At 42.7% G+C, this 21,201-nt stretch carries 22 protein-coding genes and 1 other RNA gene; 10 read left to right on the top strand and 13 right to left on the bottom strand.

Annotation, left to right across the window (positions count from 1 at the left end; translation table 11 throughout):
* Position 1 precedes the first annotated feature (1 nt).
* Positions 2-460 carry a division/cell wall cluster transcriptional repressor MraZ gene (gene mraZ / locus JIG41_RS03535; RefSeq protein ID WP_036971213.1) on the bottom strand — a complete coding sequence of 153 codons (459 nt, stop codon included), beginning with the start codon at positions 458-460 and terminating at the stop codon, positions 2-4.
* Positions 461-930: 470 nt separating this feature from the next.
* On the opposite strand from mraZ, the gene JIG41_RS03530 reads away from it, so the two are divergent.
* The 4 genes from JIG41_RS03530 to JIG41_RS03515 all read left to right on the top strand — a co-directional run bounded on the left by JIG41_RS03530 (position 931) and on the right by JIG41_RS03515 (position 2,646).
* Positions 931-1,269, top strand: coding sequence for a DUF883 domain-containing protein (locus tag JIG41_RS03530; RefSeq protein WP_074988822.1), 339 nt, complete (start codon positions 931-933; stop codon positions 1,267-1,269).
* Between the two features lie 5 nt (positions 1,270-1,274).
* Positions 1,275-1,721: a hypothetical protein gene (locus JIG41_RS03525; protein WP_199524264.1), complete on the top strand. Its 447-nt coding sequence runs from the start codon at positions 1,275-1,277 to the stop codon at positions 1,719-1,721.
* Positions 1,718-1,978 carry a hypothetical protein gene (locus JIG41_RS03520; protein WP_409372710.1) on the top strand — a complete coding sequence of 87 codons (261 nt, stop codon included), beginning with the start codon at positions 1,718-1,720 and terminating at the stop codon, positions 1,976-1,978. The genes JIG41_RS03525 and JIG41_RS03520 overlap by 4 nt, the downstream gene beginning before the upstream one ends.
* Positions 1,979-2,070: 92 nt before the next feature.
* Positions 2,071-2,646, top strand: a complete 576-nt coding sequence (locus JIG41_RS03515; protein ID WP_249406605.1) for an AAA family ATPase — start codon at positions 2,071-2,073, stop codon at positions 2,644-2,646.
* 28 nt (positions 2,647-2,674) lie between these two features.
* Here the strand turns inward: JIG41_RS03515 and JIG41_RS03510 are convergent, their stop codons facing one another.
* From JIG41_RS03510 to JIG41_RS03500, 3 genes are all read right to left on the bottom strand, one after another.
* Positions 2,675-3,652 carry a glutathione S-transferase family protein gene (locus tag JIG41_RS03510; RefSeq protein WP_065978171.1) on the bottom strand — a complete coding sequence of 326 codons (978 nt, stop codon included), beginning with the start codon at positions 3,650-3,652 and terminating at the stop codon, positions 2,675-2,677.
* Positions 3,653-3,661: 9 nt separating this feature from the next.
* Positions 3,662-4,504, bottom strand: a complete 843-nt coding sequence (locus JIG41_RS03505; RefSeq protein ID WP_036971229.1) for a pirin family protein — start codon at positions 4,502-4,504, stop codon at positions 3,662-3,664.
* Between the two features lie 82 nt (positions 4,505-4,586).
* The gene (locus tag JIG41_RS03500) at positions 4,587-5,555 is read right to left on the bottom strand and encodes a YihY/virulence factor BrkB family protein (protein ID WP_199524263.1); all 969 of its coding nucleotides are present in this window, start codon (positions 5,553-5,555) and stop codon (positions 4,587-4,589) included.
* Between the two features lie 122 nt (positions 5,556-5,677).
* Between JIG41_RS03500 and JIG41_RS03495 the strand changes: the two genes are divergently transcribed.
* Positions 5,678-6,751 carry a mechanosensitive ion channel family protein gene (locus JIG41_RS03495; RefSeq protein WP_036971234.1) on the top strand — a complete coding sequence of 358 codons (1,074 nt, stop codon included), beginning with the start codon at positions 5,678-5,680 and terminating at the stop codon, positions 6,749-6,751.
* Positions 6,752-6,934: 183 nt separating this feature from the next.
* Positions 6,935-8,395, top strand: a complete 1,461-nt coding sequence (locus JIG41_RS03490) for a Gfo/Idh/MocA family protein (RefSeq protein WP_074988818.1) — start codon at positions 6,935-6,937, stop codon at positions 8,393-8,395.
* 130 nt (positions 8,396-8,525) lie between these two features.
* On the opposite strand, the gene JIG41_RS03485 is transcribed toward JIG41_RS03490, so the two are convergent.
* The 4 genes from JIG41_RS03485 to rsmI all read right to left on the bottom strand — a co-directional run bounded on the left by JIG41_RS03485 (position 8,526) and on the right by rsmI (position 13,075).
* Entirely contained in the window at positions 8,526-11,210 is a 2,685-nt protein-coding gene (locus JIG41_RS03485; RefSeq protein ID WP_199524262.1) for a M14 family metallopeptidase, read from the bottom strand.
* Between the two features lie 171 nt (positions 11,211-11,381).
* Complete coding sequence (locus JIG41_RS03480; RefSeq protein WP_036971241.1) at positions 11,382-11,624, bottom strand: YdcH family protein; 243 nt, start codon at positions 11,622-11,624, stop codon at positions 11,382-11,384.
* A 185-nt stretch (positions 11,625-11,809) separates the two neighbouring features.
* Positions 11,810-12,175, bottom strand: an RNA gene (rnpB, locus tag JIG41_RS03475) — RNase P RNA component class A.
* A 42-nt stretch (positions 12,176-12,217) separates the two neighbouring features.
* Entirely contained in the window at positions 12,218-13,075 is an 858-nt protein-coding gene (gene rsmI, locus JIG41_RS03470; protein ID WP_199524261.1) for a 16S rRNA (cytidine(1402)-2'-O)-methyltransferase, read from the bottom strand.
* Between the two features lie 61 nt (positions 13,076-13,136).
* Between rsmI and JIG41_RS03465 the strand changes: the two genes are divergently transcribed.
* From JIG41_RS03465 to dolP, 4 genes are read left to right on the top strand one after another with little or no spacing between them, the layout of a single operon-like run.
* Entirely contained in the window at positions 13,137-15,014 is a 1,878-nt protein-coding gene (locus JIG41_RS03465) for a penicillin-binding protein activator (RefSeq protein WP_199524260.1), read from the top strand.
* A gap of 25 nt (positions 15,015-15,039) precedes the next feature.
* Complete coding sequence (locus JIG41_RS03460) at positions 15,040-15,411, top strand: YraN family protein (RefSeq protein ID WP_036971250.1); 372 nt, start codon at positions 15,040-15,042, stop codon at positions 15,409-15,411.
* A 31-nt stretch (positions 15,412-15,442) separates the two neighbouring features.
* Positions 15,443-16,030: an SIS domain-containing protein gene (locus JIG41_RS03455; protein WP_036971252.1), complete on the top strand. Its 588-nt coding sequence runs from the start codon at positions 15,443-15,445 to the stop codon at positions 16,028-16,030.
* Positions 16,030-16,596, top strand: coding sequence for a division/outer membrane stress-associated lipid-binding lipoprotein (gene dolP, locus JIG41_RS03450; protein WP_036971254.1), 567 nt, complete (start codon positions 16,030-16,032; stop codon positions 16,594-16,596). Before JIG41_RS03455 ends, dolP begins: the two co-directional genes overlap by 1 nt.
* Before the next feature lie 66 nt (positions 16,597-16,662).
* Here dolP and JIG41_RS03445 read toward each other — a convergent pair whose 3' ends face one another.
* The 5 genes from JIG41_RS03445 to petA form a co-directional block, all read right to left on the bottom strand.
* Positions 16,663-17,103 (bottom strand): ClpXP protease specificity-enhancing factor, encoded by a 441-nt coding sequence (locus JIG41_RS03445; RefSeq protein ID WP_036971255.1) that lies wholly within the window; start codon positions 17,101-17,103, stop codon positions 16,663-16,665.
* Positions 17,103-17,729, bottom strand: a complete 627-nt coding sequence (gene sspA, locus JIG41_RS03440; protein WP_036971257.1) for a stringent starvation protein SspA — start codon at positions 17,727-17,729, stop codon at positions 17,103-17,105. Before sspA ends, JIG41_RS03445 begins: the two co-directional genes overlap by 1 nt.
* Positions 17,730-17,808: 79 nt before the next feature.
* Positions 17,809-18,546, bottom strand: a complete 738-nt coding sequence (locus tag JIG41_RS03435; RefSeq protein ID WP_036971260.1) for a cytochrome c1 — start codon at positions 18,544-18,546, stop codon at positions 17,809-17,811.
* Positions 18,543-19,808 (bottom strand): cytochrome b N-terminal domain-containing protein, encoded by a 1,266-nt coding sequence (locus JIG41_RS03430; RefSeq protein ID WP_036971263.1) that lies wholly within the window; start codon positions 19,806-19,808, stop codon positions 18,543-18,545. The genes JIG41_RS03435 and JIG41_RS03430 overlap by 4 nt, the downstream gene beginning before the upstream one ends.
* Complete coding sequence (petA, locus tag JIG41_RS03425; protein WP_036971266.1) at positions 19,808-20,398, bottom strand: ubiquinol-cytochrome c reductase iron-sulfur subunit; 591 nt, start codon at positions 20,396-20,398, stop codon at positions 19,808-19,810. Before petA ends, JIG41_RS03430 begins: the two co-directional genes overlap by 1 nt.
* Positions 20,399-21,201: the final 803 nt, after the last annotated feature.

Below are 21,201 nucleotides of genomic sequence, written 5' to 3'. Positions count from 1 at the left end.
GTTAGAGTGAGAAATTATCGAATTCGGGATTCGCCTCAAAATCGCCTAGGCGTTCTATCTCAGTATCTTGGCGCATTTGTTCATGCCAACGATCTTCATCCCAAATCTCAAACTTATTCATCAAGCCAACCAACATGATTTTTTTTCCAAGTTCAGCATGTGCACGTAAAGACGGTGCAAGCAAAATTCGGCCATTTTTATCGAGTTGATACTCTGTAGCATTACCAAGCAACATACGTTGCATTCGGCGTGCACGTGGATTCATATTAGAAATTTTTAATAACCGCGATTCAATTTCAAGCCACTCAGCCAACGGATATAACCATAAACAAGGCTCATTAAGTGCTACGGTGCAAATAACGGTGCCCTGATCTTCAGACAAGATCGCATCTCGGTACTTAGTCGGTACCGCAAAGCGTCCTTTATCATCCAAACTCAGAGAGCTCGCACCCCGAAACATAGCTTGCCTTAAAATTAGGTTGTAAATCGTTAACGATTATTACTGATCCAATTTGATCCACTAAAAACCACTTTTTACCACAGTGCTCCAGTTTAGGGCTTGACAAGCTATTTTGTCAAGTAAGCAGATCATCATAACTTGCTTGTAAAGCCAGAAAAAATAAGGCTTCAAGCAAAGCTACTGAATTACGTGGGAAAAAGTGGGAAACAAAGAAAAAAATCTTTTTTGCGGTTTTCTTGGCAAGCTATTGGGTAAAAATGGCTAATGAATGACCAATGAATAATTACAAATTAGTAGAATAAAATCGAATTCGGTAATTTTTACGCAATAACCCTGCAATAGTTACGGGTAATACCGACTTACATGAGCCATTAATTACATAACAATCTGATATTAAATAATATTATTTGTTGGTACGAAGGTTGCGACAGTGTACTTACCAATTTAATGGCAATTTTTAAGGAATGATTATGACTACCGCAACAAACAAATCGAATTCAAGCACCACAAGCAGTGCAGATACGAAAGCGGCTCAAGTAGAGGCGCCATTTACTGAAAAAGCAACCGAAGCAGCGCATCATGCCGTTGATGCTCTATCATCACGTGCAGCAAGCGCTGAACACAGTGTTCGAGAGGGAGCTACTAATTCGGCAAAAACATTGTCTGAAAAACAAGCTGTTGCGCGTGAAAAAATAAATGAATACAGCGGCAAAACACGTCAACTAGCATCTGAAAACCCATTAGCGACAGCGGGTATTGCATTTGCAGCAGGTATGCTAGTGAGCGCACTAATCCGTCGTAATAAGTAACGATTATGCCGCACTCTCACCCTACTGATGAGAAAATGCAAGAAACCACTGATCAGCAACTCCATGCTGATCAGTGGCAAGATCATCTTGCCAAACTCACTGACTACACTAAACAGCTTTACGTTGATTACCGTCAACAAATGGGGATCTGCAAAGATTTAGCTGCAGCTGAATGGCGTTTGTCAATGCGTTCACTGGCACTCACCATAATATTGATCGTCTGTTTTGCTGGGGGATTGGTATTACTTTGGGCTGGACTATTAGCATCCATCGGTCTTGCTATATTTAGTCTAAGTGAATCAATTTGGCTGTCAGCGGTGTCGCTGTTTACCATGCAAATACTTTGCTTAATTTGGCTGTGGAAAAATATTGGTTATATCAGCAGCAAAATTGGCTTTGATAAAACCATAACAAGTATTCGACAGTTACTAAACCTCAATAAGGAAGAATGATGTTTATTGATTACTTCATAAAAAAACCGCAGAAAAAGGTTAATAACTTAAGCCAGAAAATGGATTTACTCGATGAATTGAAACGCCAACATCACCAAGCATTTAATTATCGCTTAAAGCGATTCGCCGTTACTAAAGTCGGGCTTGCGAGTGCCTTTTCGGCGGGTGTAGGTTATGGGGCTTTAAAAAATGATGATCATCAGCATGGAAAACTCAAACAACTCAGTCAGTTTAGCTGGCTGTTACGACTGTTGTGATCTTTATCACAAAAAATACGCTTTTTACTTCTCATTTGTTAGTCTTTTCTTTACCGTGTAAATAAGTTTTGCGTGTTAACAGGATAACCTAGTTGAAAAAACGGATTGTATTAACCGGTGGCCCCGGTGGCGGTAAAACAACAGCAATCGACTTATTACGACGCGAGTTCTCGAAACAAATTGTGGTAGTGCCTGAATCGGCAACCATGTTATTTGGCGGCGGAATAGAACGGGGTAATGCTCCTCACCTTGTTAAAGCTCACCAGCAAGCTATCTTCAGCTTACAGAAACACCTTGAACATATTCAACGTACTATGCACCCTGATCGTTTAATGCTGTGCGATCGTGGTAGCTTAGATGGTCTCGCATATTGGCCAGGTGATCAGGCGGAGTTTTTTCAATGCTTAGGAACCGATCTTCACACTGAGCTTAATCAATATGATGCTGTGATTTTTTTTGAAACCGCGGCCAAGTCAGGGCAAAGTATCCACAGTAACAACCCTGTTCGTAACGAGTCTGACCAGCAAGCAATTTTGCTAGATGATAAATTACAAGCAATATGGTCGCAGCACCCGCATTTTAACCTCGTAAAAAGCGCTGAGTCGTTTATTCAAAAAGTCATGTTTGGTATCGACACTATTCGCGACGTAATGAAAGGATATCAGTAGCAACTCACATGAGCTGCTACTCTGAGTACTATAATTGGTCACGATTGTGCGCTCGGCCATAGTCTATATCGGGTCCTTTTGGCACCACTTGCGTCGGATTTATCATCGTATGGCTGAAGTAATAGTGACGTTTTATGTGGTAAAAATCGACCGTCTCACTCACCTTTTCAATTTGGTATAACTCGCGTAAATAATGACTAATTGCAGGGTAACTTTCGATGGTGCGTAAATTACATTTAAAATGACCCACATAAACACTGTCAAAGCGAATTAAGGTCGTGAATAAACGCCAATCAGCCTCTGTGAGAGTGTCGCCCACTAAGTAGCGATTATGAGTCAAACGCTGTTCAATTTTATCAAGAGCGGCAAATAAATCATCAAACGCTTCGGTGTACGCTTCTTGCGTTGTTGCAAAGCCTGCTCGATACACACCGTTATTGATATTGTGATAAACAAACTCGTTTATTTCATCAATTTCAGTACGTAGCGCTGCAGGGTAAAAATCGCGTTCATTGTTAGTAAGTTCATTGAATGCACTATTAAACATCCGAATAATCTCTGCAGACTCATTACTGACAATGCGCTGGGTCTGTTTATCCCAAAGTACAGGTACCGTCACTCTGCCAGAATAATCAGCTTTGTTACGTGTATAAATTTGATGCATGTAGTCGCTATCAAATAAAGCATCACCTGTGCTGTGATTATCTTTATCGAATGTCCACCCATGCTCTAGCATGTCAGGACTCACAACCGAGACACTAATGTAGTCTTCAAGGCCTTTTAAATGGCGAAAAATCAGCGTGCGATGAGCCCATGGGCACGCTAATGAAACATACAAGTGATACCGACCTTTCTCAGCCTTGAATCCCCCATCGCCACTTGCCCCTTTGCTACCATCAGCCGTTACCCAGTTACGCAACTGCGCTGATTCACGCTTAAATTCACCTTGGTTGTTGTCTGTGTCGTACCATTTATCTTGCCATTGGCCGTTTACAAGTAATCCCACGATAACCTCCTAGAGTGTGCCAAATTTACCTTGTTGATAATCTCGTACAGCCTGATGTAACTCTGCTTGCGTCGTCATAACAAAAGGTCCCATATGAGCAATCGGCTGCTTTAGTGGTTCGCCCGCAAGCACCAAGACACCCGCCCCCGTTTGCGAATTAAATTCAATGTCACTGCCAGGCTCTAAAATTAACAAGCTCCCCGCTTTAACAGGCCCTCCCTGTTCAGTATTAATTTCTCCCGTGTGTATATACAACATCACTTTAGTTTGCTTAAGAGGCGCGTGTTTAAATTCAGTGCCGGCAGGCAAAGTCACATCAGCTAACATGCCATTAGCGGCTAAATCTTGTAAGCTTGAAACCTGCTCTTCACTGGCAAACTGCCAACTACCTGCAAGCGCTTTTAACTCAACCCCTTGGTCATTACGAGTCACCGGTGCGGGGGCTTCTGTTGTATCTTGGTAACGCGGTGCTCTGAGCTTTTCTGCACTTGGCATATTTAACCAGATTTGGAATCCATGCATGCCTTCTTTTGCATCTGCTAACGGCATTTCACTGTGGATCACACCAAAGCCAGTACTCATCCATTGCACATCTCCTGCACGAATCGCTTTTTTGTTACCCATTTGATCTTGGTGCTCAAACCCTCCTTTAATAATATAAGTGAAGGTTTCAATGCCACGATGAGGGTGTGCAGGAAAGCCCCCCATAAAATCACTGTGATCGTCAGACTTAAGCTCATCGATCATTAAAAATGGATCTAAGTATTTTCCATCAAAGCCTGGGATACGGCTAATATTGACACCATCACCATCTTGAGTGGCATGGCTATTTAATTGTTGAATCACTTTCATAACGTTACTCCCGTAAATTATATGAAATGATTGTAGACGCCAATTTAACTAACAACCATGCGTAAAATTAGCGCCAATCGTTCTATTCAGAAGAATGTTTAGTCTGCTGTGTCATCAATGTATCTGCTACAGTTGCTCCGCGCTCTCCGACTTCTTTTTCGGGGCCGACAGTACTATCAATGACCGTTTGCTGTTCAGCACTGGCATTAATTGCCGCCCCAAAAATAATGATATAAGCACTGATATAAAGCCACATCAGCATAATAACCACGCCCCCTAAAGAGCCATAGGTTTCGTTATAACGTGCAAATTGCGAGACATAAAATGAAAAACCAACCGATGCCCCGATCCATAATACAGTCGCGAGCATTGAACCCGGTGTGATCCAACGCCACTTAGCGGGGTTTCGATGAGGTGCGTAGCGGTATAAAAATGCCAATGCACCGTTAAAAATGATTGCCAGCAGCGGCCAAGTTATCAGCGTGATCATTAAATCTATTAGCTCTGTTAGGCCAACCAGGTTAAGCACAATAGGTAAAATACCAATAATTAATAACGCCACGAGAGCGACGATTATAGCGCCCAACGAAAATAAAAAACGGACCAGTAACGCCACAAAAAATTGCCGTTTGTTATGCTGATGGTATGTAATATTACAGGCCGTGATCAGCGCTTGGCAGCCCTTACTGCTACTCCAGACTGTTAACAATAAAGTGCCTATAGCACTCATACTCAAGACTTTTTGCGATTGCTGCGTCACTTCACTCACTTGCAGTAAAATAATATCGCGACTACTGGTAGGTAAAATTGCAATCACTTTAGATAATTGCTCATGAATGTCCGTTGGTGAAGCAAAGTAGGCATAAATAGACACAATGGCAGCCAGTGCAGGAAAGATTGCTAGCAGTGCATAAAATGCGACACCTGCCGCAACAAACGATAAATTATCTTGTGATAAATTATGATATACCCGTTTGCTTATATCCCACCAACCTCGTAATGGGATTTCCAGCGGCGAGCGAGCCTGAAAACCGCGATTGCCCTGAGACATATTCTTCCTCACTTTCTACTTAGCTTAAGGTGTCGTTGCAAACTACTTGCCACTAATAATGGCGCCTAACTTGCATTGAGCTACGCTTATAACTGCCCGGCTATAATCCATGGAGTGGTGCAATGAATTTTTATTTATATCTTACTAATCAAGTAACTAATTTAATCACACCCATACTATCAACCACGACGTCGACGCCAATTGAAAGCCTTACGTGGTACGATTTAAATTCACAAGTTACGCAGTTTTTACACACTGCTTGGCAAATGTTACCGGCTCTCACACTCGGTATTGTCGCCATTATTATTTGCTACTTACTGGCTCGCCCTTTGTCATATGTACTGATTAAACCACTGGGTTTTGTGAGTGAAAGTAAGCTTTTACATGTCGTTACACGGCGCTTTTTTAGCATCGTTATTATTTTGTTTGGGGTGTACTTATTTTTACGTCTTGCAGGGCTTACCAGTTTTGCCGTCGCTATCATGAGTGGTACAGGATTGGTGGGCTTGATCCTTGGCTTCGCATTTCGTGATATCGCCGAGAACTTTATCTCGAGTATGCTACTAAGCGTACAGCGACCGTTTCGGATTGACGATGTAATAGAAGTAGATGGCCGCTTAGGGGTAGTAAAAAAAGTCACAGCTCGCGCCACTACTTTGGTGGATTTTGATGGTAATCATATTCAAATACCGAATGCTACCGTCTATAAAAATGTCATTAAAAACCTTACTGCGAACCCCAAAATGCGCGGCCATTTTACAGTAGGCATTGGCTACGACAATGACATTCGCTATGCTCAGCAATTAGCCATGCAAGTCGTAAGTCAAAACCCTGCCGTTATTAATGATCCCCCCAGTCAGGTTCTCATTGAATCGCTTGGATCTGCCACGCTTAATTTAACCATTTATTTTTGGGTAAACAGCAGTGAACATAGCACGGTTAAAGTAGCATCTCAGCTAATGCGAATGTTAGTAAACACCTATTTAGCAGAAAAAATTAGTATGCCAGATGATGCTCGCGAACGAATTATTTTAAATACCGATGCCGAGCACACCAGTCATCACACCACTTCGCCCCCACAAACATCAAACACTCTCGACGACCATAGCTTGGATGATATAAGTAGTGATGCAGATGATATTCGTGAACAAGCCGATCAGTCTCGCGATCCTGAGCAAGGCAGTAATATTATTTAATATTTATCCTGTAAATTAAATACATCTATTAAATCAAGATTGAACTGTGTTAGCTGTATGTATTATTGCGGACATGCAGCAGTTTTGATTACCTGTTAACTTTTGTAATTGTCTTTCAATTAAGATAAAAAGAAACAACTGACACATACTCTTAATAATAATCTCAGTGAGTTAAGTATTGATATGACAATAGATAGACGACGTTTTTTAAAATCTGCCGCAGCTATTACCGCCGCGACAGTCGTGACTGGCTGTGCGAAAAGCCAACAAGGTGATAATCAAAGCACACCACTTGCTTCACAAGGTAAAAGCGTAATGGGCTTAGCTGTGCCTGCGATGGATGTGGTACGTGTTGGTTTTATTGGCGTTGGTCAACGTGGTAGCGGCCATGTAAAACACCTTTGCCACATTGAAGGTGTTGAAATTAAAGCTATCTGTGACACAGATCAGCTAATGCTCGAGAAATCAATTAACTATGTTGTTGAAAAAGGCTTACCTAAACCAACTGCTTACACGGGGTCTGATAAAGCCTATTTAGACATGCTGGCTCGCAATGACATCGACATCGTGATCATTTCAACACCTTGGCGTTGGCACACACCAATGAGTGTTGAAACCATGGAAAGTGGTAAACATGCCTTTGTTGAAGTACCCGCAGCAACCACTATGGAAGAGTGCTGGCAACTAGTAAACACTGCTGAGCGCACTCAAAAGAACTGCATGATGATGGAAAACGTTAACTACGGCCGTGACGAGTTAATGGTTCTAAACATGGTTCGTAAAGGCGTATTTGGCGAGTTACTGCATGGTGAAGCCGCTTATATTCATGACCTGCGTTGGCAAATGAAAGAAATTGACCGCAGTACCGGCTCGTGGCGTACTTACTGGCATACAAAAGTAAACGGTAACTTATACCCCACTCATGGCTTAGGTCCCGTTTCTCAATATATGAACATCAACCGGGGTGATCGCTTTGATTTCGTAACATCAGTCAGCTCACCTGCACTTGGCCGTGCAGCCTACGCAGAACGTGAATTTCCTGCAGGCCACGAACGTCGTTCACTGAAATTTACTGCTGGCGACATGAACACCAGCATTATTAAAACAGTGAAAGGCCGAAGCATTATGGTTCAGCACGACACCACAAGCCCACGCCCGTACAGCCGCCATAACCTAATTCAAGGTACTAATGGGACATTTGCAGGTTTTCCTAACCGCATTGCCCTAGAAGATGTACCACCAGCCATTGCAAAAATCTACCAGCAGCAATATGAAGCTGAAGTAGCAGCATGGGAAAGTGCGGGCTCACAAGGCCGTAAACCACATATGCAAAATTTCCATCGCTGGGATCACGATATGGAAAAATGGCGTGCAGAGTTTGATCATCCATTATGGCAACGTATGGGTGAAGAAGCCGTTCGCAACGGTGGTCACGGCGGCATGGATTTCATAATGTTATGGCGCATGATTTACTGCTTGCGTAACAATGAACCACTGGATCAAGATGTTTACGATGCTGCAGCCTGGTCATCTATCTTTCCACAAAGTATGGCATCGGTTGCAGACAGAAGTAACAGCAAAACGATACCAGACTTTACCCGTGGCGCTTGGCAAACAGGTAAGCCACTCGGGATTGTGTCTTAACACTTCCTCTCCATGGAACACTAAAAAGCCCGCCCTTTGCCCTGCGGGCTTTTTTATTTTAGATGTTGAGAGAAGCTTTAAACACGAAAAAGCCCGCAACTTGGCCGGGCATTTCGATTTGTTCTAAACCTTACTGAGCATGAGCTGCAGCACGGAAAATCGTGTTAGTGAGCAATACATTCATGCCTTCAAGGTAGGCGCGATACGTCGGTGATTGTGTAAAGCCTATCACCATGCCTTTACCTAGTGGTTGATGAACAAGGAGCGGCTTGTAAGCTAGCTGAGCTTTGTTTTGCTGCCACAAATAACCACTCGCCAGTACATCGTCTTTACCTATGAACCACGCTAAGTTTTTGCCTGAGTTAAGTTTAATTGGCGTGTAAATATCATTACCGTAAGCCACCGCCACTAAATTTTTATCGACGCCTGCGGTTAACCAATGCTCTTGGTCTACTTCAACATTAGCAAGTACACCGGCTACATAGTCTGGCGAGGTGTGTGGTTCGATGCTCGCTGCTTTTAAATCATCACGAGAAGCGAATAACTGCCCTGCCACTTTACTGCTTTTATCATCGCTGCTGTCGGCTTTTTCTTCTCGGTAGGCTTGCTCGCGCCTAACATCTAATAAGCCGTAATCAGCATGGGTGGTAAAGCGGTTTGCATTACCGAGTGCAATCAACACGCCACCAGCTTCAACCCAGCTTTTTAAATTAGCCGTGCCCGATTTACCTAATGCTTGCTCGTAATTACCTTCCGGTAAAATCAACACTTGGTAATCACTTAAATCAGCCCATGCAAGCATTGGTGTACGAATAGCCGTTACCGGATAGCCGAGCTGTCTTTCTATAACAAAACGGGTGTTACCAGCGCTTAGCTCACTAGTAGGTACATCCCATGCAATCGCCACTTTTGGCGCCACCATTGGCACTGTTTTATTACTACCAAAACTGGGGCCATCAATCACCCAGCTTGAATCAACACCATCGACTATGGCACCTGTTTGCTCTGCAATTTGACTAATTTTAGTCAGTAAGTCTTTATCGTTTAAGCGCTTTTCAATCACTAAACTGCCCGCTGGGTAGTTAGTTTTATCACCTAATACAAATGCTTGGTCAGCACTTTTAAGCTTAACGCCTGCTTGCAGCGCTGCGGTTAAAAAGCGTGCAGCGGCCGTGTCGCCCCAAGCAACTATATAAGCCACTGAGGCTTCTGGGTTATTCACTTTACCAATCAGTGTGTCGTTAGCCTGAACCGCTTTACTGTCAGCGCTCACAGCCTTACTACAGCTATCGCTATCAACATTAAACATCATTGGCAGCGACCAGCCTGTGACATCATAAATTTCGTCGCCTAGGTTACGAGCACGGCGTCTTTCTTGTTCTTTCACAAAGGCTTCAGCCATATCAACTTGGTCTGTAAATGTAGTACGAACAAATACACCACGCGGCTGCGCTGTATCAATAAAGTAGCTACCCGCTTTGTATTTAACACCGCATGCTTTGAAATCTTCATTTGCTTGTTGAACTTCTACGCCGTGTTCAGCCATTAACGTCGCAAGTTTATGCGTTCCTTCACGGTTACTTTGGTTCGGTAAAATATACACACGTTCTTTACTCTTCTTACCTGAATCAATTGCATCAACTTGATATTGGTAAAAGTCATTAAGTAGCTTCTCACGTTGATTAGCTGCACCTTCGGCGGTAGAAATTGATGCCACAAACTGACGCTTCACTGTATTAAAATAAGTGAGAAGTTCACCGGTGTTTTTTTCAAAAACATGGCCGCGAGCAGAGCCTACTTCGTAGGTTGATGCTGACGCACCATAAAATACAGGCCAACTATCACCGTACCCAGGATAAAAAGCATCAAAAATTTCGCGGGTAAAATAATCAAAGCCAAACTCATCAAAATATTTAGCATGATTTTGGCCAATAGCATCCATATTGGCTATTTGCGTTTTTGTCATATGGGGATTGAATGGCTGAGCAGCCGGCGCAAAATAATATGATTGATCGCCGCCCATTTCATGAATATCAACCACTACTTGAGGTTTATATTTATTAATTGCAGCTACTCTACCCTTTGTTTCAGGCTGAGTAAGTGCTAACCAATCACGATTCATATCGAACAGATAATGATTAACTCGACCTCGAGGCCAAGGCTCATTATGCTCTGCACTTAAACGGTCTGCGCTGTGCTCTAATCCGACAGTGGCATAATAGCGAGAAACAAAGCGCTCACGACCATCAGGGTTTTGTAGGGGATCAATAAATACAACGGTGTTCTCTAATATTTTACTGTTAATGGTATCGTTCGGTGCCGCTAATAAATGGTAAGCGGTGAACAGTGCCGCATCGGTCGAGCTAATTTCATTACCGTGTACTGCATACTGCAGCCACACTGAAGTGGGTAAGTTTTTGATGAGTGACTTTGCATCTTTCGCAGATGTACTTCGCGGGTCTGCCAGCGCTTGCGTGTTGTTTGCAAGAGTTTCTAATGATCGAATATGCTCAGCGGTGCCAACAACCGCATAAACAAGCTCACGACCTTCCCAGCTGTTTGCATACTTAAAAACTTTAATACGCTCAGGAGCGGCTTGCTCAAGGGCTGTTAAATAACGACGCATATCGTTGTAATTAGTAATGCGCTCACCTACATCATAACCAAGAACCTGCTTAAATGTAGGTATATCCGTGTTGTAAACCGTGCCTGGCCACATAGTCTCTGTATTGTTGATACTTGCTGCGGCACTCAAGCTGACAGACATAGCCATAATACACAGTGAGACGGCTTTGATTGCTCCCTTCGCAAACATATAAATTCCACCCATTTAAAAAATCTGAACAAACAGTTACTAACATATAAAACTATTGAAAATAAGGGAATTAAAAGCGTTAGAAAGGTATAAATTAGGGTTAACTGGGAAATAACACCCCTTGTCAGCGAGAGTCATAGGAGCAAGGGGCATTAGGTGTCATTTTCTGTTTTATGCTTTCGCTTTTAAGAAATCATAAAGTTCGTCCTTCAGCGCAGCTCTTTGGTGTTTCTTTTCATGCATTTCACTGTCATCAATCGGAGAACTATTAAGCTCAAGCTCTCTAATTTCTTTATCCATGTCATCGTATCGTTGCATGGTATTTTTAAAATGGGCATCACTTTTGGCAAGGTTGTGGATTAATTCATTAAACTCTGGGAATTCATTCAATAACGAGTGTTTTTCGCCTAGCATGGGCAGCTCCTTTGACTAGAATTAAAGTTCAAATTCACTGTATCATTCTGTGAAACAGAGTCAACGTAGCAACCTTGTTCAAGATCAATAATGATGGCGATTAGGGAATGATAGTACTTGGTTAAAAATTGCTTGCGATTTAGAAAGCAAAAAGCCCACAGTTTTCACTGTGGGCTTTCATTAATTTGGTGAGTCAGCCAGTAAGCCGGGTTCTGTCGTGGATAATCATTCGTCTAGGCCATAAATCGCTCTATGGCTCAAGCAACCTACCCGGTTCTCACGTGGGCCACGCGTTCATTATTTAAAATGATAGAACCCTATTTGGTCTTGCTCCGGGTGGAGTTTACCTTGCAACCAACTGTTACCAGTGGCCCGGTGCGCTCTTACCGCACCCTTTCACCCTTACCAACCGAAGTTGGCGGTCTCCTCTCTGCTGCACTTGTCGTAGGCTCGCGCCCCCCAGCCGTTAGCTGGCACCCTGCCCTGTGGAGCCCGGACTTTCCTCCCCCTGCGCATTTTCGTTGCAGGCAGCGATTATCTCGGCTGACTCGGCGCGCAGTATACCTGAGCATGCAGCCGAGTGCAGTAAAGAATTAGTCTTTTTCGTCAATAATTGCTTTATAAAGCGCGTTTTTCTTTAAACCGAAATACTCTGCAACCACGCCACAGGCTTTTTTAAGTGGCATTTCGGCTTCGAGTAAGCCAAGCATACGGCGGGCATCTTCTGGGATATCATCGCTTTGCTTCGCTTTACCCGGCAGCATTAATACTATTTCGCCGCGCTGCTTTGTTGGATCATTCGTTAAAAAATGCTTTAGCTCAGCAACGCTGCCATTGAAAAAAGTTTCGAATGTTTTGGTCAATTCTTTGGCAAATACCACCGGTTGGTCTGAGCCTAATGCGGCTTCTAAATCATCAAGGCTTGCCATGATGCGGTGGGTACTTTCGTACATAATGCTCGTGATACCTGAATTAACAGCCTCAATAAAAAAAGTTTGTCTGGCTTTACTTTTCGCAGGTGTAAAACCGATAAACTGAAAACGGTCGGTCGGCAAACCTGAACAACACACTGCCGTAATGGCTGCACATGCACCAGGTACAGGTGTAACATGTGCACCTTGCTCACGACACAAGTTTACCACGGCATAACCCGGGTCACTGATCAGTGGCGTGCCCGCATCTGAAACCAACGCGATATTCATTCCTTGCTCTAGCCAATCGACGATTTGCTGGGCTTTTTGTTTTTCATTGTGATCATGCAAAGCAAAGGTTTTTGCTTTGATATTAAAGTGGCTTAGCAACTTTCCTGTGTGACGAGTATCTTCAGCGGCTATTAAGTCAACCTCAGATAGGGTTTGTATGGCACGCTGGCTGATGTCATCAAAGTTGCCAATTGGTGTGGCTACAATGTAAAGAGTGCCGATTTTATCTGAATTCTCCTCATTTAACATTGAGGTCTCCTGCGTCAGTCAGTAATATAAGCAAATCGCGTTAACGTATTGGGAAATCATTGTGCGACTTAAACTTGTTAGTCTATTAATTGTATTGTCGGGGTTATCGGCTTGTAGCACAACCGAAAAACCATCAAATACGGCAGAAAATCAGTCGGGGCAAGCAAACACAGCCCTATCACAACTAACCGATGCGCAATCAATGTACCAAGCAGCGTTAAATCGCCAAGGTGCCGATAAAATTCAATTACTTTATACCGCTCGCGATGCAGCAATTACTGAGCAGCGCTGGTCATTGCTTGAAACAATCTGTTTTGAGCTCGAGAGCACACCAAGCGTTGATCAAATTCAAAACAAGCTTTACATCGCTTTAGCACAAGAGAAACAAGGTAAAAGTGATCGCGCATTAGAGCAATTACAGTTGCTCGAATCACAACTCACTTTGCCAGAGCATAAAGCATGGCATCAATATTTAACGGCCCGCGTTTATGCATCACAAGGCATGCCTAAACAAGCAATGCCTTATTACTTTGCAGCATCAACCATTAGCAACGAGAATAATTTCACGGTTGCTGATTTAAATAAAGACTTATGGGCAAGCCTTACTCAACTATCTTCGTATGCACTTGAGCGCTTTAATCGCGGCTCAGTGGTACAACAAGGTTGGGTTAATCTGGCGCTTTATCACCAAGTGTATTTAGGGGCGCCGGTTGAATTGCATCAAGCGATGAATAACTGGATGCGACGCTATCCAGGTCACCCTGCCGCAGAGATTTTACCTAAGAAAGTCACTGAGCTTGTGCAAGTTGAGCCTCTTAATATCAATCGTTTAGCGGTGCTTATTCCACTATCAGGCGCTAACGAACGCTTAGGCGACGCATTAAAAGCGGGTGTACTTGCCGCACTTGATACTCATCCACTTGAACAAACACTGTTTATTGATGAATCACTTTCTGCCGCTGAAATCAGCTTAAAACTCAGTGAATTTAAAGCTGACTTTGTGATTGGCCCATTGCTTAAAAGTAATATTGAAAAGCTAAGCACAGCACAAACGCTGATTGATTACCCTGTTATGCATCTTAATAGTTTTGAGGGTGAGCGTATCTCACAGCAGCATTTTTTCTTTGCATTAAGCCCTGAACACGAAATACAACAAGCGTTAGAGCGCTTTTTAACCGCTGGTTACCAAAAGCCAATGCTACTTGCTCCAAACAACAGTAACGGCCAGCGCCTCGTTGAGTACTTTAACCAACAATGGCAACGTTACAGTGAAGTGAAACCACAAGTTGGTTTTTACGCAGGTAAAGATGACATGCCAAAAACTATCACGGGCTTGTTAGAAGTGGACCAAAGTAAAGAGCGAATCCAAGTGGTTAAGTCGCTCTTTAAGCAAGAAGTTGAAAGTGAAACTCGCTCACGTAGCGATATTGATGTTATTTATATTTTAGGTGATGCAACTGAAACTCGCCTCATCAAACCGTACTTAGATGTTAATGTAAGTACTTTCGCAGATCGTATTCCGCTATACGCAAGCTCTAAAAGCCATAGCAAACAAATAGACAGTACCGATAAAGGTGATTTAGAAGGGCTGTATTTTACTGAACTACCTTGGATGCTTGACGGTCAGATAAAGCAGCATAACTTGCGTCAGCAATACGAACGCTTATGGCCTGAAAATACAGATATAAGTCAGCGCTTATTTGCCATGGCATATGATGCAACCAGCCTATTAGGTGATGTTAAGCAACTAAGTATGATTCAAGGAAAACGTTTTGCTGGCATCAGTGGCGAATTAAGTATTGAAACGAATGGGTATGTTACCCGTACGTTAGATTGGGCGCAGTACAAAAACAAACAAATCATTGCCGTTGAATTAGCAACAGAGCAACCGATTCCGTTATTTATGCAATCGGCAACAGGGATTAATTCGGCTGATTAAGTAACGACAGCACAAGGATGAAAGCATGTCGTGGTTTAAACAATTGTGGCACAATAGCCGCGAAAAAGGCCTGTACTATGAACAACAGGCTGAGCAGTATTTAAAGCAATATGGCCTAACAGCCATTGGGCGTAATTATTTATGCCAATATGGTGAGCTTGATCTCATTATGCGCGAAGGGCAAACCTTGGTGTTTGTTGAAGTGAAATTTAGAAAAAACAAACTTCGCGGTGGTGCAAATTACGCGCTCAGTAAGCAAAAACAGCAACGGCTTAGACGAACGATCGCCCATTACCTTGCTGAAAAAAAATTATCAAATCAGGCTATGCGAATTGATTATGTTGCCATAACAGGTGAACTAAATAGCGAAATAAACTGGTTTAAAAATGTGTACTAACGCCTCTTGGCGTCGGCTTAATTGGTAGGTTATGCAAGATACAATAAAAAAGATTTTTACCGAGAATATTCAAGTTCAAATTGCGGCTGGCGAGGTGCTCCCAAGCGCCCTTGAATCAGCGGCATTTACCATTGCACAAAGCCTTATCAATGGTAATAAATTGTTATGCTGTGGTACCGCGAGTTGCCATATGCTTGCACAACATATGGCTGGTTTATTAATTAACTTTTACGAAACTGAGCGTCCGTGTCTACCTGCAGTAGCCTTGGCACAGGAGCAAGTTAACTTAGGTCCCAACAACAATATTGATGATCACGAAACCTTTGCAAGGCAAATCCGTGCTTTCGCACAACAAGGTGACTTACTGCTAGCTATCGCCGTCAATGGCAATGAAAAGCAAATAATTTCTGCCGTAGAAGCGGCGTTAACTCGCGATATGAAAGTGATTGTGTTAGTAGGTGACGATGGGGGTGAATTAGTTGGCTTGCTTGGCCCTAACGATGTTGAAATCCGCGTGCCATCAAAACGCCCTAGCCGTATTGTTGAATCTCATTTAGTGAACTTGCACTGCCTGAGCGAGCTTATCGATTTAACCTTATTCCCACAGGAAGAAAATTAATGTTTAAACAGTCTCTTATTGTACTTGGTACCATTTTATTGCTGCAAGGCTGTGCAGCTGCAGTTGTTGCTGGTACCGCAGGTGCTGTCACTGCGGCCAATGACCGTCGTACTATTGGCTCGCAAATTGACGATAATAATATCGAAATAAAAAGCTCTATCGCACTGAGTGAAAACGAGCGCATACATAAATACGCGAATGTGAATGTTGTGAGCGTTAATGGCATTGTGTTGATGATAGGCCAAGTCGCCAACCAAGAAATGAAAGACGAAGCGCAACGAGCAATCGAAGGTGTTGACGGTATTCGTAAAATTCATAATCAAATTCGCATCAGCTCAAATATAGGCATGAGTACGCAAACTCACGATTCGTGGTTAACCTCAAAAGTTAAAACGCAGCTTATTACCGCAGAGAACATCAGTGCCAATAACATTAAAGTTGTCACAGAGAATGGCGAGGTATTTTTAATGGGCTTAGTGAGCGATACAGAGGCTAATTTAGCGGTTGATGTTGCCCGTAACATCTCAGGTGTAGAACGTGTCATTAAGGTGTTTGAGTATTTATAGTTAATCACTCAATAGTCATTAATAAAAAACCCGCATTTAAGCGGGTTTTTTGAGCATTTGAAAAGACTACTTGATCACTCGTAAGTGAGCACCCTTCTTTTTCTCAGGCTTAGCAGGTGGCTCATCATCTGGCGAAATATCGTCAGGCGTTTCAACACTTTCTAATACCGGAGCAAACTCTTCTTCGTCCTCGATGAATTCTTCTGCAGTAAATACAGTCCCTTCACCATTCTCACGTGCATAAATTGCGAGCACAGCTCCCATAGGCACATACACTTGCATTGGTTGACCACCAAAGCGGGCATTAAAGCTTAGCTGTTGGTTATCCATAGCAAAGTTTGTAACTGCCGATGGGCTAATGTTTAAGACAATTTGACCGTCTTGAACAAATTGCGTTGGTACTTGTACAGCAGGAAAATCAGCGTTCACAACAAGGTGCGGTGTACACTGATTATCAACAATCCAATCAAAGAAAGCGCGTAGTAAATAAGGACGATTTGGCGTCATTATAAACGGATCTCACGCTCTGCTTCAGTCAATGAAGCTTGGAAAGATTCACGCTCAAATAAACGCAGCATGTATTCTTTAAGTTCTTTAGCTCCCGAACCTGAAAGCTCAATGCCCAGTTCAGGTAAACGCCATAATAGCGGTGCTAAATAACAATCAACTAAGCTGAATTCTTCGCTCATGAAATAAGGCGCTTCAGAGAAGATTGGTGCAATTGCAAGTAATGCTTCAGTTAGCTCTTTACGTGCTTGTGCTGCTTCACTGCTACCGCTTGTGATTTTATTCGCTAAGCTGTACCAATCAGTATCAATACGGTGCATCATTAAGCGACTACGGCCACGCATAACCGGATAAACTGGCATTAGTGGAGGATGAGGAAAACGTTCATCAAGGTATTCCATGATGATGTTTGCCTGATATAAACCAAGCTCACGATCGATCAGTGTGGGTACTGTACCGTAAGGGTTAATTTCATGAAGTGCTTCTGGCAGGTTATCCTTTTCAGCCAGGTGAATGTCAACACTTACACCTTTTTCAGCAAGTACAATGCGTACTTGATGGCTATACATACAGTTAGCACCAGAAAACAGGGTCATTACAGGGCGCTTATTGGCAGCTACGGCCATGCCTACCTCCATTATATTACAAAAACAGCAATAGGGGCTTAAGCCCCTATCACAAAATTACCTTTCAAAACGTCCAGAATTAGTGAACATCTCTCCAGTATTCTTTCTTCAGCATGAATGCCAAGATAAATAGAATCACTAAGAAACCAATTACCTTAAGACCTAACGCTTCTGACTCTAAACGTGACGGTTCGCCTACGTAAGCTAAGAAGTTAGTTAAGTCACGAGCAGCACGATCGTACTCGTCGTCACTCATTTCACCTGTACCATCTGTTTCAGTGCCAACAACCTTAGTCACTGTGTGACCATGTTCCTCGACTTCTTCAGTGATAGGTGTCGGTAAACCTTGTAGTTCTTGAAGAACGTGCGGCATACCTACCGATGGGAAAACAATGTTGTTTACACCAAACGGGCGAGATTCATCTTTATAAAATGACTTCAGATACGTATAGATCCAGTCAGTACCACGAACTCGCGCTACAAGCGTTAAGTCCGGTGGCGCTGCGCCAAACCATTTGGCTGCGTCATCTTTCGCAATTGCATTCTTGATGTGGCTACCTACTTTTGAACCGTCAAAAATAAGTTGCTCTTGACCAATTTCAGTAGGAATACCGATATCGCGGAACGTACGCTCATAACGTTGATACTGCATTTGGTGACAACCAAGACAGTAGTTCATGAACAATTTAGCACCACGTTGCAAAGACGCATTGTCTTTTAGGTCAATGTTCGCGTCCATTAAAGGAACCGAAGGACCTGCTGCCATCGTCAACGTTGGCAACAATGCGAATAAACCGATAATTAGCTTTTTCATCATTTCGTCAACCTCGTTGGTAATGGCTTAGTTTTCTCGTTCTTGCTGTAAACAAATAACAATACGAAGAACATAAAGTATGTCACAGTCGTGATTTGCGATAACAGCGTTTTGAAATCAGTTTGTGGTGTTGCACCAACCCAACCTAAGATAACAAACGTTACCACGAATTGAGCAATGTTTAACTTGTGTAAGCCACAACGATAACGAATAGAACGAACCGAACCACGGTCAATCCAAGGTAGTAACGCAAGCACTACGATAGATGCACCCATCGCGATAACACCAATTAGTTTATCTGGGATAGCACGCAGAATCGCATAGAATGGCGTGAAGTACCAAACAGGGAAAATGTGCTCAGGTGTTTTCAGTGGGTTCGCTGCTTCGAAGTTTGGCGCTTCTAAGAAGAAACCATTCATCGCAGGCATAAAGAATACAACCCAACAGAATAAGATTAAGAAACCAACCACACCCACAATATCTTTAACTGTGTAGTAAGGGTGGAACGGAATTGCATCAACAATGTCTTTCTTGTTGGTGTAATACTCGTGGAATTTAAATTTAGGCTTATCTTCTTCAGCCACAGAGCCTTTCTTACGCTTAATTTCAACACCATCTGGGTTGTTTGAACCCACTTCGTGTAACGCAACAATGTGTAAGAACACTAAGATAACGATAACTAAAGGAAGCGCGATTACGTGTAGTGCAAAGAAGCGGTTAAGCGTCGCACCCGAAATTACGTAGTCACCACGGATCCAAAGCGTTAAATCATCACCAATAACCGGAATCGCACCGAACAGTGAAATGATTACCTGTGCACCCCAGAACGACATTTGTCCCCAAGGTAGTAAGTAACCCATGAAAGCTTCAGCCATTAGCGCTAAGAAGATGAACATACCGAACAACCACAGTAACTCACGTGGTTTTTGGTAAGAACCGTAGATCATGCCACGGAACATGTGCAGATAAACAACGATAAAGAACGCTGATGCACCTGTCGAGTGTAGGTAACGAAGTAACCAACCGTATTCAACATCACGCATGATGTATTCTACTGATGCGAATGCACCTTCAGCTGATGGTACAAAGTTCATTGTTAACCAAATGCCTGTTACGATCTGGTTAACAAGCACTAACATAGCTAATGAGCCAAAGAAGTACCAGAAGTTAAAGTTTTTAGGTGCTGGATACTGTGCAATGTGCATGTTCCAAACACGAGTCATTGGAATACGATCGTCGATCCAACCAATAATTTTACCAAACATTACGCCGCTCCTTTTTCTTCACCGACTAAAATAGTCGTGTCATCAAGGAAGGTATACGGAGGAATCTCTAGATTCAATGGTGCAGGTACAGATTGGAATACACGACCCGCCATATCAAATTTAGAACCGTGACACGGACAGAAGAAACCATCATCTGTGCCTTCAACTTTCTCACCAAAGCCACCTTGTAAGAAGCTTGGTGAACAACCTAAGTGCGTACAAATACCAACAGCAACGAAAATTTCTGGACGTTGCGAACGGTATTCGTTCGTTGATGATTCAGGTTGTTGAGGCTCTTCAGACGCTGGATCACGAAGTTGACCTTCGTGAGCTTTCATCTGCTCAAGCATTTTTGGTGTACGATTGATAACCCAAACAGGTTTTCCTCGCCACTCAACACGAATTAATTGTCCTGGCTCAAGCTTGCTGATATCTACTTCTACAGGCGCACCCGCAGATTTAGCTCGCTCACTTGGATTCCAAGACGCAATAAAAGGAACAGCAGCCCCAGCCGCACCAACACCACCAACAACAGAGGTAGCTATGGTTAAAAAGCGACGTCGGCCATTGTCTACAGGCGCATTGCTCATCCACTTATCTCCACTATGATTCCCAACACTTGCCATATTGAGAACATCAGTTACAGCAGGTTAATTTTTAGAAATTTTAAAATAGACGCGATCATAATTAAAACCCTTGATTAAAACAAGGTTATTCACAGTCCCATGCTCGAATAAACCCCATTTAATGAATTATTAATTTGGGTAAGCTCGAGTATGAAGCCGTTGGTTATGATAACGCATATAAAAAACAATATACTGACCAAGATCAACCTCACTAAGAGGAAACAGAAATCTGCATTAGCTGTTGTTGAACTCACTCACATTACTTGCCCCCCAATTGTAGCAAAAAAATTCATCAATTAACTGATGGATTTGAGCTTATTTTGCGAAATCGTGAAGTTTTTTTAATGTAATACGAAGGAATTGCCAAGACCGGTTAAATATCGAACGAAAAAAAAGGACCATACGCAGGATACAACTTTCTCTGTTTGATCCCTATTCACATCAGCAATAGTAAAATCGAGGAGTTAAAAGTAGTTTTAGTGGTTAGTGGTTAGTGGTTAGTGGTTAGTGGTTAGTGGTTAGAACAAAATAAATTACTTTAACCTCAAACACGCTTTTTATGTGTGTGATCTAACGTCTAATTTCTAACGTCTAATTTCTAACTTCTAACTTCTAACTTCTAACTTCTAATACCATTCCGCTTAAATATCTGATCTAATATAGGCTATATAAAATCACCGGTTAATAACATTGAACCAAAACATAGCTGAACAGCTTTTAGCGCTTTCGCGAAAAGAACCAAACGCACGAAAACGCATACGATTACT

Origin of the sequence: Pseudoalteromonas sp. bablab_jr011, from assembly GCF_016464045.1 — a bacterium.
GTDB lineage: Bacteria > Pseudomonadota > Gammaproteobacteria > Enterobacterales > Alteromonadaceae > Pseudoalteromonas > Pseudoalteromonas lipolytica.
Note: the sequence above shows the minus strand (reverse complement) of the source record. Positions and strands in the feature narration are given on the sequence as shown.